Source organism: Leptolyngbya sp. ST-U4 (genome assembly GCF_039962215.1).
Taxonomy (GTDB): Bacteria; Cyanobacteriota; Cyanobacteriia; order Elainellales; family Elainellaceae; genus Leptolyngbya_A.
The window spans coordinates 834,350-847,724 of the sequence record NZ_JAMPKZ010000001.1 but is presented as its reverse complement, the minus strand read 5'-3'; the positions used below and the strand labels follow the sequence as shown (position 1 = coordinate 847,724).

The window sequence follows — 13,375 nt, the reverse complement described above, 5'->3', positions numbered from 1 at the left end:
AACAAGCAGCCCCAGCTTATTAAAAGCGTTTTCTGTTACTTAACTCGTTCTCCAGAGAAGCCCTTGATCAGTGTGATCGAGGGCTTTGTATTTGTATCAGGTAAACAAGAGCCAATCTAGTTCTTTACTTCCTAAGGTAAATTGAGTTCTGTTTCCTGAATTGCCTTAACAAGATATGGCGTAATCTCATCTAGCAAAAATGCCTCTTCAGCTGTAAAAGGAATTGGCTTGAAATCGAAGTGACAGATTGTGCCAAACAGTTCTCCATTCTCTTCCAATAGCGGTACGCCGCAGTAAGACCGCACTATTTGCTGTTTCAGATGCCCCTCTACTCGATCGTCGTCTAGGGAGTCATTGATGACAAAAGGCTTGGCAGCACTTCGCACATAGACGCAATAGGAATCTACTACTGGTAAGTCCGGGCAACGCTCAATCTTAGAGTTCTCCCGGTCAATTAGATGCAGGTTGCGGAGGGTATCCCCCTCAAAGCGAAAAACGGCAGTAAAGCGATGGTTACTAATTGAGTTGAGGAATTGCAGCGCTGCCCGAACACCTCCTACTCTAAGGAGTTCACGAAAGGTAGCAATTGCTTTTGTAGGATGGGACGATAAGTGAGAGGTGGTAAGCATGGACGTTATAAATGGTGCAGCAGTGGGGCTTTATGATTCAACCATGTTGCGTCATTTCAGAAACAGCTTCAATCCTTCAATTGATTGAATCTTGCTTCAGCGTGATAGTGACTCTGGCTCGTTTAAATAGTCAAGTTCATAAACCGATCGCACCCAGCCCAACATCAGCGCAACATCGAGCAATATCTAAAATTTCTCTCCCATGAAGAAACCACGCCAACGTGCAGAGCGCGGCAGCATCAAGGTTAATCATAGGGGCGATCGTCTCCAACTTAGATGGACAGTAGCAAGAGAGCGTTTCTCACTTGAATCTGCACCGTGCCAAGAAACTAGCTGCCCAGATTCAGCAAGATCTGATTGGATCTAGCGGTAGAAATGCTTAATTAATGCCAAGCAATGCCAAGTAGAAAACCTGCCCTCTCTAGTGAGAAAAGCAGGCTTTCAAGTGGGGATTTGATTTAAGCGATCGGAGCGGCGGGATTTGAACCCACGACCCCTACTACCCCAAAGTAGTGCGCTACCAAGCTGCGCTACGCCCCGATGCACTTCGTTTTGTGCTTAAACAGCATAACATAACTCATTGTCATCATTCTGCAATCTACTAAAAAACCTTGAGCATTTGCACTGCCTGAACCAATGGCGGAACTGCCTGCTCTGACCAGGTTCCTTCTGCGCCTCGCCCTGTTAGCACAATCAAACGAAGCTGATAAGCCTGGGGAAATCCCTCCGCTTCCAGCCAGATGCGATCGCTTTCGACCTCCAGACCAATCCGCTCCTCTTCCATGAGTTCCTGCCCCATCTGCCCCATCATCTGGTCAAGCTGCACCACAAGCCGACAAAAATCATCCAACTCTGCTTCCGTTAGCTCGATCGCCCAGTCGTCGCTGCCCACAAGTCCCTTAAACTGAGGTGCATCGGCATCCCAGCCGAGCCGCCATCCGGTTCCCTGTTTAAGTTGACGTACCATGAGCAGGTTTAAGAACGAACTCTTATGGAGCTAAAAGCTGAGCATCGCCGGGTTGAGGACTTTGAAGTGAGGGCGCAGCAGGGCGGGGAGCGGGCTGCGGGGCAGGACGAATATTAGTGGATGGAGGAATTACCCCTTCGGGAAACTGCGAAGCACTCGAGGCAGGGGGTTCGGCAGACGAAGGCGCAGCAGTCGCGGCAGGCGGGGTATAGACGGCATAAACAGATACGAGGGCATTGACCAGCCGATCGCGCTGATTTCGGGTGAGGCGATTGATGGCGGCGATGTCTCCAGCGTGAGGACTGGGGCGCAACGTATCTACACCGGGATAAGTTGAGGCGATAACTCTTTCGTTTGCGCCAAGATAATCCGCCAGGGTCAGCTTCCAGTCCAGGCGGTAGGTAAATGGTCTGCCCCTGACATAGGAGTGATAGCGAATCAGGCGACTTAGCAGCGTATTGCGATCAGACACCCGCCCCGTATCTTCGTTGACGTACTGATTTTCAAGCGGCAGATCGGGTTCCAGCGCATAGACCTGGGCAGCGGCTTCTTCAATTCGCAAAAACTGTTGCTGTGCCTGAGTGGCCTGAGGCGATACGGCAAAAATAAGGCGGGGCAGGGGATCTGTCTGTCGCGGAACCCCCCTCTGGATAGGCAGCATTGCGATTGCAATAAAGAAACCCGTGGTGATCAGCGCGATAAATCGCCCCGAACGAAATTGCTGACGACGGTTTGCCGATCGCATTCTGCCAAATTCCCCTGAATGATTCCCCTGAATGAATTAGGCTATTCGCCGATAATTTCGGGCTGAGTCAGCTCATCTGACATTTCGATGATTGCCCGGATAACAGGCTTCATTTTGGGGTCGTCGAGGCTGTCAAACTCCTCAAAGCGACGACGCTGGGCGCGGTTGGCAACTTGAACCGTAATGCGATAGCGGTTTGATGCAGCATTGACCAGATCTTCAGCTCGACGCATCAGCTGGGTGGTATCAAGCGCAGAGCGTTTTGCCACTCCAGTGGTGCGAATGGTTGGTTTGGTGAGAGCGTTCATTCTGTCAGCTCGGTTCATAGGTTGATTACTTCCCAATTTAGCCATGTTGATCGCAAATTGCCGAAATACAATTACTGGTTGTTACTACTTGTTACGGTAACGTTTTCCAGGCATGTGTGACAACATCGCTGAGCCAGCGACGCAGTTCTCGATCAAGCAGGCTATCGTCTGCCAGCACTTCAGCCGTGAGATCTTCCAGCGATTGCCCTTTAGAGCGAGCCACCTGCACCACGCCCGCAATTGCCGCCACAATTAATTCTTCATTAACAGGCTGCTGTCGCAGGGCAACTATTTCTTGTGAACTGGCTGGGATGGGATAATGCATTAGAAATCGATCTCTAGCAGTGATCGGGCGAATGACGAGACTTTTTCAGGCACATTTAGCGTACTCGGAAGTGTAGCGCAGATTGGGCAGTTGTCAACCCTGTTTTTACAGGAAATTTACCTCGTCTCTCAGCGAATTTATCGGAGCTTTAGAAATCCCTGATGAAAGAAATTCTTTATCTTGAAGTTCCCACCCCAGACCTTGCATCGGTCGGGCAGTGGCTCCAGCAAAGCTTTCAGCCTAGGATTGAAGCAGGCATCACAAAAGTGGCTACGCCGGACGGCATTCGGTTAGTATTTGCGGATTCTACGCGCCTGCGTCCTGCAACTGCATCGATCGCCGATGGTCTGGCTGAAGAACTTTCTATTTTTCTTTGGTCAGTCCAGCGCACCACTTATTTAAAGGTCTTTCGCTGGGCGGTGCAGCCTGTGCGTCAGGAGCGACAGATTCTAAAGCAGCTTACGCAACAAATTCGTCAAGCGTTTCCGAATCGCTATCCTGAACCTTCAGCGATCGATCTGAGCCAGCAGTCAATTTTTGATGCCCTCGCGCCCCATTACCCCAAGACAGTGGAATGCTTCCGGCGAATTCCTAACGGTGAGTATGACTTGACCCGTGTGTACTGGTGGGAAAAACGTTGGCGAGAGGGAGTTCGATCGCCGCAGCAGCCCAAACAAGTTGTTGTTCGCAAACAGCCGGAGCAAGAGCAAACCAGCTCTCTTGCCCCTGAGCAACCCGCCTATGACCTGATTTATATTGGCGGCGCGCTGGGCGTAATTCATGCAGCAGTGATGGCTCGGCTCGGCTACCGGGTGCTGTTGTTAGAACGGCTGCCCTTTGGACGCATGAACCGGGAGTGGAACATTTCGCGATCGGAGTTTCAGAATCTGATTGATCTGGGGTTATTTACCGCCTCCGAGTTTGAGGGACTGATTGCCCGAGAATATATCGACGGGTTTCACAAGTTCTTCGATGCCAACAATCCGCCGCAGGCAAAAGCTCCAGTTCTGCACACGCCAACCGTGCTGAATGTTGCGCTCGATGCCGAAAAACTGCTGCGGCTCTGCGGTGAAAAGCTGCGATCGGCGGGTGGTGAAATCTGGGACGAAACCGAATTTTTGCAGGCAGAAGTCGGTGCGTCGGGCGTAACCGTTCGAGCCACCCATTTACCCACCGGGACGGCAAAACAGGCAGAAGGACGGCTACTCGTGGATGCAATGGGAACCGCTTCGCCGATCGCCTGGCAGCTTAACGGAGGACGGGCATTTGACAGCGTGTGTCCCACCGTGGGAGCGGTCATCGACGGCGGATTTGAGCCGGGGGTTTGGGATTCGCGCTATGGGGATGTGCTGAATAGTCACGGCGATATCTCACGCGGGCGGCAGCTCATTTGGGAACTGTTTCCTGGTCGGGGCGATGAGCTGACTTTCTATCTGTTTCACTATCATCAGGTGAACCCTGATAATCCTGGTTCGCTGCTGGAAATGTACGAAGATTTCTTTACCATCGTGTCGGAGTATCGTCGCTGCGACCTGAACCAGCTTCAGTGGAAAAAAGCGACCTTTGGCTACATTCCGGGACACTTCAGCACCTCGGCAACCGATCGCCAGATTGCCGTTGATCGATTGATCACGATCGGCGATGCGGCTTCGCTTCAGTCTCCGCTGGTGTTTACCGGATTCGGTTCGCTGGTGCGAAATTTGCCCCGCCTGACCGATCTACTCGACACGGCTCTGCGTCACAATCTGCTGAAGGCAAATCACCTGAATCAAATCCGGGCGTATCAGAGCAACATTTCTGTGACCTGGTTGTTCTCAAAGGGCATGATGGTTCCTACGCATCGTTTTATTGCGCCCCAGCGGGTGAACTCGATGCTCAATACTTTTTTTGGCATTCTTGCCAGCGAACCTCCTGCCGTTGCCGATCGCTTTATCAAAGACCGGGCGGGCTGGATTCCCTTTAACCGGATGGCAATTAAGGCGGCCTGGCTGAATCCGTCGCTGCTGCTGTGGATCTGGGAACTGGCAGGCCCACGGGATCTAATGCGCTGGGTGGGCAGCTATGTCAACTTCACCCTGTTTGCGCTGATGTGCTGGTTGCTGCGCTGGGTTCCTTCCCTGGCGCGATCGATTCAGCCCTGGCTGGAGGCAAAGAATCCATCGCTCTGGCTCTGGCTGCTGACTCAAAGTTATGCCCTCACCTATGGCATCGGCAATCCCAGAATCGAGTTTGTTAAAGGACAGGGACGATCGCGGCTAGCAAACCTGCAATCTCTGACCGGCAAGCCGATTCAGGACGCTCGATCGCAGTAGAACTCGCTGTGGCAGGCTCAGCGTTGAGAAGATGTTGAGCTAAAGATGAAGACATAAAAAAGGGGGCAAGTCGGTTCTTCCGCAGTCCCCTTTGGGGTAATTGCCCCCACCGTTTTGATTCAGTTTTGAACAGGCTAGGCTTGATCGACTAGGCTTAATTGGTCAGGTTTGATTTAACTCAGGAAAAGCCCGACCAACGCGGCGACTAGCGCGACTCCGGGAAGAAGGTCGACCAAGCTTCAGGATCTTCTACGGTGTAGCGAATGGGATTGCTGCAAAGCACAACGTTCTGATTGTTCCGGCACTGCTGATTTCCTGCTTCCGGCTCCTGAGTGATTCTGGGCGATTCAGCAAAATCAGGACCGGGATTGTTGCGGGCGCGCCATGCCTCTGACTCAATCTCACGAGCAGGGTTTTCGCACTGAGGGTCGAGGCTGTTGCGGCATTCAAAGGTTCCCGGCGTGCGCTCAGGATAGGCAGCGCGGGCGATCGGGCTTTCAATGACTGCACCTGCCGCAACCATTGCGCTAACAACGCCAGCAGAAAGGATCAACTTTTTGATCAGTGCATGAGCGAATTGAGATTTCATCATGAATTACTTCTCTTCAAAAATAAATGCTGACCAGGTTAGTTACAGTTAAAGCCAAGCGAATGGGCTTGTAAACTCAACTTTTGGTAGAACTATACGCCTTCCACAATCTTTTTTAACTTAAAAAAGACTAAAAGGATATTCAGAATTCAAATCAAAATCAATTTGATGATTACAGAATCAGAAGACTGCCCCAGTTTTACTTAGATGAAAGGGCTGCTTAAAGGGCTGCAATCGCCCGATCGCTTAGCAAGGACTGACTTTTGCCCGGTGAAGTAGCCGATCTCCCTGACAATATCCCGTATAGCGAACGCGCACCCGATCGCCGGGCTGAGCGGTTCCTTCCATGAGCTGATGCCGCTGTGGGTCGTAAGGGAGCTCGGTTCCCACGGGAGCGATCGACTCAATCCCCCAGTTCTGCAATAGCTGCTCGATCGGGCGCATTAAGGGCAGCAGTTTGACGGCGGAAAGCTGGGGGTTTTGCTGGGCAGCATAGGCAGCCGTCGGAAACTGGATCAGCCAGGACTCGATCGCTTGCAGGGCGGCTTGCTGAAATTCCTGCTGAAGCTGTTCGTGCTGCTGAGCTTGCAACGAATTAGATGCCTGAACTGAATCAGGATTTGCCGAATTTGGATTGTCTGAAGCCGATTGCGGCAGATTCTCAAGCTCGGAAAACTCGCGGATTAAAGTATCGAGCGAAACTTGCAGAGCAGCTGCAATTTGACAAAGCACGTTTAGCCGCATCTCAGCCGCTTTGCCCTGCCGGAGCTGTTCGATTTGCCACTTGGATACGCCCGCCGCTTTGCTCACTGCCTGGTAGCTGGATAGGTTGACCTGCTGCATTCGGTTACGGAGACGGTTTGCATACAGGGCGAAATCTGGCTGTGGCATTTCAGAGGGCGATCGATCGGGCATAGGTCGTTTTTAAGCAAAGCAAAAACTCGAATCTGCAAGGGTTTATTAGGTTTGCCGCCGCAGCCGCACCATAAAGAAACCATCCATATTGTGATGGTGGGGCAGCACTTTTAGCCAGCCCTGAGGTAACACAAACGCCGCTGCCGCAGAATTCGCATCGGGTGGCTCGATCGCCCAGTGCAAATTCTCCTGCAAAAAGGCTGTTACGATCGCCTCGTTTTCGGTTGGGTGAAGCGTACAGGTGGCGTAAACCAACATCCCGCCCGGTTTTGTCCAGCTCGCGGCTGCTTGGAGCAGTTCGGCTTGAAGCTGGCTGAGTTCCTTGACGGTGTCGGGCGTTTGTCGCCAGCGAGCGTCGGCGTGACGGTGGAGCGTTCCCAATCCAGAACAGGGAGCATCTAGCAGCACGCGATCGGCTTGATTCCCGAACTGAGGCTGATCCCGGCTGTCTCCCGTGCAGATCTGGATTGACTGAAGCTGAAGGCGGGCAGCGTTTTGCTGGAGTTTTTTCAAGCGGGAGGCATAACGATCGATCGCCCAGATAGTGCCGCGATCGTGCATCAGTTCTGCGAGATGGGTCGTTTTGCCACCGGGGGCTGCACAAGCATCGATCACTGTTTCACCAGGCTGCGGGTCGAGCAATTCGCTCACAAGCTGGGCACTGCTGTCTTGTACTGTCCACCAGCCTTCGGTATAGCCGGGAAGCTGGCTGATTGCGCCGACTCCTTGAGGGAGACGAAGGGCAGCAGGAAGTAGGGAAACGGGAGCGACTGATATTCCGGCTGCCTCCATTGCCGCTCGCACCTCTGCCACCGAGGATCGCAGGCGATTCACCCGCAGGTCGATTTGGGGCGATCGATTAAACCAGTCGCAGAGTTTTTCCGCCTCCGCCAAGCCAAATTCCTCTGCCCACGTCTGCACGATCCAGTTGGGATAACTATGTTGAATGCCTAAATGGGCGATCGGGTCGTCGGGCAGCACGGGAAGCTTTGCTGGATCAGATTGACTGGCACGAAGATATTGCCGCAGCAAGCCATTCACAAAGCCAGACAAACCTGCAAATCCGTTTTGCTTTGCCAGATCCACGGTAGTATTCACGGCGGCTGAAGCAGGAATCTGATCCAGATAGCGGAGCTGATATAGCCCTAGATGCAAGATCAGCCGCAAATCCGCAGGCTGTTGCGCTGCCTTCTTAGTTGCCAAACTGTCAATCAGGGCATCCAGGGTTCGCTGTCGTCGCACGGTGCCGTACACTAATTCGGTCACAAATCGCCGATCGACTGACGATAGCTCCTGCTGAAGCACCCGATCGAGCGCAATATCGGCAAACGCTCCCCGCTCAACCGATCGCAGTGCCAGAAACGCAAGCTGACGGGCAGACAACATGAGATTTTTGCGCTCCTGCTTTTCCACACTCAATCCCGTGCCCCAACCGAAGGCTGAGGACTGACCACTGCTTTCGGATACACAATGCGCTGATGGTTAAACTGCTGCCATACTCGCACAAAGGTTTCAGCAATCTGACTCAGCTCCTCGCGGGTTAAGCCGCTTTCGGCAAGCTGATTGTCCTGCCACCGCGATCGCAGAATTCGATTAATCATGGCGAGAGCTTCGGTGGGGCTTGCATCTTTAAGCGATCGCAGCGCGGCTTCACAGGAATCTGCCAGCATCACGATCCCGGTTTCGCGGGTTTGGGGAATCGGTCCATCGTAGCGAAAGTCCAATTCTTTCACGGTAATCGTGGGGTCGTTCTTTGCCTGTTCCTGCGCCTGGTGATAGAAATAGGCGATCGCCATCGTGCCCTGGTGTTCGGGGATAAATGCCTGAATTGCGGTAGGCAAGCGGCATTTACGTGCCATGACCAACCCTTCGCTGACGTGCTTTTTGATCAAATCTGCGCTGAGCCAGGGGTTATCGATCGTGTCGTGCTTGTTGGGTCCACCCATCTGGTTTTCAATAAAGCCGAGCGGATCGTGCATCTTGCCAATGTCGTGATAGAGCGTTCCTGCCCGTACCAGCTCCACATTGCAGCCCAACTGACGCGCCGCCGCTTCTGCCAGCGTAGACACAAACAGCGTATGCTGAAACGTGCCAGGAGCATCGGAGGCAAGTCGCTTCAGCATTGGGCAGTTAGGGTTTGCCAGCTCTGCCAGCCGGATCGGGGTAATCAAATCAAACAGATGTTCCAGATAGGGGCTAACTCCCAGCGCGAACACGCTCCAGGCGACGCCCATCAGGGCTTGGATCGCTGCCCCGGTCAGCACCACATACCACACCGGAGTTACCGCCGCGCTCAAAATCAGGCTCCCCAGCAGGTACACCCCACCCTGCACCAAGCCGACCACGCCTCCCAGGAGCGCAAACTCTTCGCGGGTTCGCAGTCGCCCTGCCACGATCGCACCCACCAGTCCCCCGATCGCGCTAGCAACCAGATTTGTCCAGGGAATTTCCATGCCGAGCGGCAGCAGCAAACTCAGCAGCCCCACAATTGTCGCGCCCACCGCTGAGCCATAGAAACTGCCCGCCAGTAAGCCGATCGCAGGCAAGCTTGTACCGGGAACCTTCAGCGCGAGCAGGATCGGCGCACTCAGCGTCAGTAGCAGAATCAGCACATCATCGGGAGGGCGTAAACCGGGGTGAAAGCGATGCTCTACCAGCAAAAAAACAGCGACCGCCCCGGCAACCAGCGCGGCGAAGCCCAGAAGCCCTACCCAGTTCGTGCGTCTGCGGCTCATGCCAAAGTGATCAAGCAGCACAAAGTCGCTTTGGGCAATCATTTCCCCCGCATCAACGATCGCCTCTCCCTGCCGCACTTCAACCACCACATCCTGAACTGCCCGGGCGGCCTGCTCTGCCCGGATTTTGGTTTGCTCTGGGTCTTGGATCAGGTTCGGCTCGATTACCGCCACCAACACATTTGTTGCCAGTGCCGCCGAACTGGAGGAGAGTGCCGGATCAAGCTGAAGCTGAACCGCAGTTTTCAGCAGAGTATCGGGTAAACCAGGCGCAACGCCCTGGGTTAAGATTCGCTCTAAGCTGAGCCGGATTGCCTTTCGCGTCGCATCCCATTCTCCATCCGTCAGGGTCAAGAGGCGATCGTCGTACACTCCGTTTGGCGTATCTCCGGGGTTCGCTGTTAGAGACACTTTTGCCGCCTGATATCGTTGCCTTGCCCGCGTCACCACTTCCTGAAGCGCGGAAAAATCGTCAGTTCCATTGGTTCGGCGGTAGTTTTGCAGTTCCAAAATGGCAAGCTGAAGCGAGGGATTGGGGCTAGAGGGTGGCTCTTGAGCAGCTGGCTGCTGCAAATCAGTTCTGGCGATCGCAACACTTTGCCCGGTTACTGCTGCCATTGCCGATCGCCAGTCCCAGTCGGTTCCCTGCCGCAAATACTGCTGCGTTGCCGTTGAAACAAACCCCGGATCAACATAGGGAAACGCACCTGCCTGCTGCCGAATTGCATTGCCCTGATCGATCAACCGCTGCAAAGCCTGATAAATTTCCTGATTCACTGACGGATCAATCATGAGCGCAGGAACGGCAGCCGTCCGAGCCGCTTTCCGGTTTGCTTCAGTGGTTTTAGTATCTATAACCGTTACGGTCTCGGGGGCACGCAAAAGCTGGGGTGAAACGGTTCCAACGGCAAGTTCGGGTTCGTTATAGAAGCGGTAGCCCATCGCACTGGTCAGCAGCACGATCGCAACAATCAGCAAGAGCGGCAGCCGAAATTTCACTCGGGCAGGCAGCTTGCGGCGAATTTGCTGCGGGCTAAAGGGAGTGCGAAAGCAGGAAGTTTCCTCAAGCCAAACCCAAACCCGCCGCCATTGCCCTCGAATCGGCTGGAGCTGCCTGTAAATATGGGGATGCCGAACGCTGAAGCGATCGACGAAAGTGAGGAAGATTTGCCGCCATCGTGTCACTTGTTGACCGAACGATCGCAGGGGTTTCATCAATTGCTCCCAGGGGCTGTGTGGGTAAGTTCATGGGAAAGAGAGGCTCAATTTGCGCCGTTTTCAAGGTCTGCTCGCCATTGCTTGCTCCCGATGGAATAACCCTGTTGATTCGCCGTTGATTTGCCCGGCGGGGCATTACAACTTTTTCTTCTCCAAAAGAACCTGTCGAAGCATTAACTACTGTAGCTGACTGTAAATCCTAAGCCACTGTTCATAGTATATCGAAGGCTCTGTTCCGCCTAGCTCCAGCAATGTTTCAAGACTTCGTTTCGGCTAGCGAGGACGAACCAGCCGGGGCACTGCCGTAATTGTAGTGGGCAAGGACTGCCAGTGCTGCGGCTGAAACGCTCCTGACCAAACTGCCCACAGTCGATCTGCCAGCTCTAACAGCTCTGCGATCGATGAAACGTCCCAAGAAGCCTGTAGCATCGTGGATTGATAGCGATCGAATGCATTGCGCCAACCGATTGGCAGACCTGCTTCACTGAGATGAGTTCCGGCAAGCAGTCCCACCAGTGCCGCTGTTTCGGGATCAGGCTGGAGGCGCAGTGTGTGCAGCAAAGCCAGCGGAAATGAGGCAGGCGTTTTAAGAACGCTGTATAGGGCTGCCGCTCCGGGCGAGAGCGAAACCGCCGGAAGCATGGCGATCGGGGTCTGGTCAAGGAGCCAGGACTGAATCTGCTGTAGCTGGTCTACCAGTTCGTGGCTTTGCTCGATCGATGGAAACTGTCTTCCTTCCAGCAACAAGGGAATGATCTGATCGGGAACAAACTCTTCTTTCAGCATCAGCATCATGATTGCAGCAATCACCCAAACTTCGGTTTGCTGTGCGGGAGAACAATTTGCGATTCGCGGCATCAGAGCATGCTGCAACTGCTCTTGGCTCTCATGGCAAAGCAGGATCAGGGGCAAAAACTCGATCGCTGAAGCAGGCTGCGACGGGTCATCAAACAAATCATCAGTAGGCTGAGAAACTGGCTGCGGATTAATGATATCCCGCGTTTGCTGGACTGCCTGCCTGCCCCAATTTCCGGCGACAGAGTCGATCTCACCAGGAGGGGTGCAGAACTGAGCGAAAGAAAGAAAATTGCGAGCGGTTTGTTCCTGATGTGAGGCACGATCGGCTGGATGGGTATTAGCCGGGGCAATTCCCCCTTTGGAGAACTGCGAAGCAACCGTAGCAAACCCCTGTCCCAGGGCTGCACCTAAGAACGCTCCGCGAAACCGACTTCTCAGCGAGAACCGCATGGCAACTGTATAATTCTTAATCTCGCTCTATCCTAATTGCTGCTCAACGTATTGTGAACGTTTTGTACACGATCGATCGCATAAGAATGATTCCTGTCTAAATTGGATCACCGTTTTCTGCTAAACCCTCTCTGACTCTTCTCCTCTCCTACAATCGATCGGAGGCAATTTCGAGTAGGGGGAACTGCAACCCGCCAGACTGCTTCTAATCCTCTGTAGCTGACTGCATCTCATTCCTTTTACCTCTCTGCTGATCCATGCTTATGCCATCTAGCCTGCGTTCTACTCCAGTTTCAGTTTCTCCTATCACTGTTCCTTCTATTGCAGTTTCTTCTATCAATAGAGTGCTGCGCGCCAGTACGGTGACTTTGCTCAGCCTTTTAACGCTAGGCTTGCTTTACTCGCCTGCTTTCAGCCAGACGCCCCCTGCTGCTACGACCGAAGCTGCAAGTGCGAATCGTCCGGTTCTCAGAATTGGCAGCCAGGGAGAATCAGTAACAGAGCTTCAGGCAATGCTCAAACTGCTGGGCTATTACAAAGAGGTAGTTAACGGCAGTTATCAGCAAAGTACCGCAGATGCCGTTTCTGCCTTTCAGCAGTCGATCGGGCTAGACGCTGATGGGGTGGTTGGTTCTGAAACCTGGAACCGTCTGCTGCCTCCCTCGCCCAATGCCAGCACTACAGCCAGCACCTCCCCGGCTCCCGCACCCGCGCCTTCCCCGGCTCCTTCTCCAACGCCTGCGCCCACTCCTTTCCCGACTCCTTCTCCAACTCCAACGCCTGCACCCGCGCCTTCCCCGACTCCTTCTCCAACTCCAACGCCCACTCCTTTCCCGACTCCTTCTCCAACGTCTGCGCCCATCCCTTCCCCGACTCCGACTCGTCCTACCAATTTGCCAGCGACTCCTCCCGCAGACTCTGGAACCAACACTGGGGCAAGCTCTGAAACAGACAGCAATTCGACCTCGATCGATTTGCCCACCCTTCGGCCTGGAATGCGCGGCAGTGCGATCGAACGCTTGCAAGAGCGACTACAAGCCCTCGGATTTTATGACGGTGAGGTGGACGGTATCTTTGGGGCACAAACTCAGGCAGCCGTGGAAGTCGCACAGCGTAATTTTGGGCTAGAGCCTGACGGAGTGGTCGGTCCGGCAACCTGGGGAGCTTTGCTGCGCTAGGCATTTGGCAGAAGTAGTCGTTTGGAAGGCGATCGGGTAATGTAAGCAAGTGCTGCAACAAATAAAGCCTTCTTTACTCTTATATAAACTTAAGTTAACGATCGCCAACATTGGTAAATGCAGGTTCCCTTCCCCGATCGGCAATGCTATCTTGAATTCAGGTACAGAAAAGCAACAGCAAACCTTAACTGAATCAAACAAACCGA

12 protein-coding genes and 1 tRNA gene are annotated in these 13,375 nt (G+C 53.6%); 2 read left to right on the top strand and 11 right to left on the bottom strand.

What is annotated here, in order from left to right:
• Positions 1-131 precede the first annotated feature (131 nt).
• The 6 genes from NDA02_RS03705 to NDA02_RS03680 all read right to left on the bottom strand — a co-directional run bounded on the left by NDA02_RS03705 (position 132) and on the right by NDA02_RS03680 (position 2,974).
• Positions 132-629, bottom strand: coding sequence for a GAF domain-containing protein (locus NDA02_RS03705; protein WP_190790101.1), 498 nt, complete (start codon positions 627-629; stop codon positions 132-134).
• A gap of 466 nt (positions 630-1,095) precedes the next feature.
• A tRNA-Pro gene (locus NDA02_RS03700) sits at positions 1,096-1,169 on the bottom strand.
• A 61-nt stretch (positions 1,170-1,230) separates the two neighbouring features.
• Positions 1,231-1,596, bottom strand: coding sequence for a DUF1818 family protein (locus tag NDA02_RS03695; protein WP_190790102.1), 366 nt, complete (start codon positions 1,594-1,596; stop codon positions 1,231-1,233).
• A 22-nt stretch (positions 1,597-1,618) separates the two neighbouring features.
• The gene (locus NDA02_RS03690) at positions 1,619-2,341 is read right to left on the bottom strand and encodes a hypothetical protein (protein ID WP_190790103.1); all 723 of its coding nucleotides are present in this window, start codon (positions 2,339-2,341) and stop codon (positions 1,619-1,621) included.
• A gap of 41 nt (positions 2,342-2,382) precedes the next feature.
• Positions 2,383-2,649: a DNA-directed RNA polymerase subunit omega gene (locus NDA02_RS03685; protein WP_199296331.1), complete on the bottom strand. Its 267-nt coding sequence runs from the start codon at positions 2,647-2,649 to the stop codon at positions 2,383-2,385.
• A 91-nt stretch (positions 2,650-2,740) separates the two neighbouring features.
• Positions 2,741-2,974 carry a hypothetical protein gene (locus tag NDA02_RS03680; protein ID WP_190790104.1) on the bottom strand — a complete coding sequence of 78 codons (234 nt, stop codon included), beginning with the start codon at positions 2,972-2,974 and terminating at the stop codon, positions 2,741-2,743.
• A 161-nt stretch (positions 2,975-3,135) separates the two neighbouring features.
• On the opposite strand from NDA02_RS03680, the gene NDA02_RS03675 reads away from it, so the two are divergent.
• Positions 3,136-5,286 (top strand): flavin-dependent dehydrogenase, encoded by a 2,151-nt coding sequence (locus tag NDA02_RS03675; RefSeq protein ID WP_348248390.1) that lies wholly within the window; start codon positions 3,136-3,138, stop codon positions 5,284-5,286.
• 205 nt (positions 5,287-5,491) lie between these two features.
• On the opposite strand, the gene NDA02_RS03670 is transcribed toward NDA02_RS03675, so the two are convergent.
• From NDA02_RS03670 to NDA02_RS03650, 5 genes are all read right to left on the bottom strand, one after another.
• On the bottom strand, positions 5,492-5,878 hold the full coding sequence (locus tag NDA02_RS03670) for a hypothetical protein (RefSeq protein WP_190792073.1): 387 nt from the start codon (positions 5,876-5,878) through the stop codon (positions 5,492-5,494).
• A 243-nt stretch (positions 5,879-6,121) separates the two neighbouring features.
• Positions 6,122-6,790: a helix-turn-helix domain-containing protein gene (locus NDA02_RS03665; RefSeq protein ID WP_242067188.1), complete on the bottom strand. Its 669-nt coding sequence runs from the start codon at positions 6,788-6,790 to the stop codon at positions 6,122-6,124.
• A gap of 45 nt (positions 6,791-6,835) precedes the next feature.
• Positions 6,836-8,176 carry a 16S rRNA (cytosine(967)-C(5))-methyltransferase gene (locus NDA02_RS03660; RefSeq protein WP_190790659.1) on the bottom strand — a complete coding sequence of 447 codons (1,341 nt, stop codon included), beginning with the start codon at positions 8,174-8,176 and terminating at the stop codon, positions 6,836-6,838.
• Positions 8,177-8,205: 29 nt separating this feature from the next.
• Positions 8,206-10,740 carry an HDIG domain-containing metalloprotein gene (locus tag NDA02_RS03655; RefSeq protein WP_190790660.1) on the bottom strand — a complete coding sequence of 845 codons (2,535 nt, stop codon included), beginning with the start codon at positions 10,738-10,740 and terminating at the stop codon, positions 8,206-8,208.
• A 276-nt stretch (positions 10,741-11,016) separates the two neighbouring features.
• Complete coding sequence (locus tag NDA02_RS03650; protein WP_190790661.1) at positions 11,017-11,991, bottom strand: hypothetical protein; 975 nt, start codon at positions 11,989-11,991, stop codon at positions 11,017-11,019.
• A gap of 257 nt (positions 11,992-12,248) precedes the next feature.
• On the opposite strand from NDA02_RS03650, the gene NDA02_RS03645 reads away from it, so the two are divergent.
• The gene (locus NDA02_RS03645) at positions 12,249-13,169 is read left to right on the top strand and encodes a peptidoglycan-binding domain-containing protein (protein WP_348254421.1); all 921 of its coding nucleotides are present in this window, start codon (positions 12,249-12,251) and stop codon (positions 13,167-13,169) included.
• Positions 13,170-13,375: the final 206 nt, after the last annotated feature.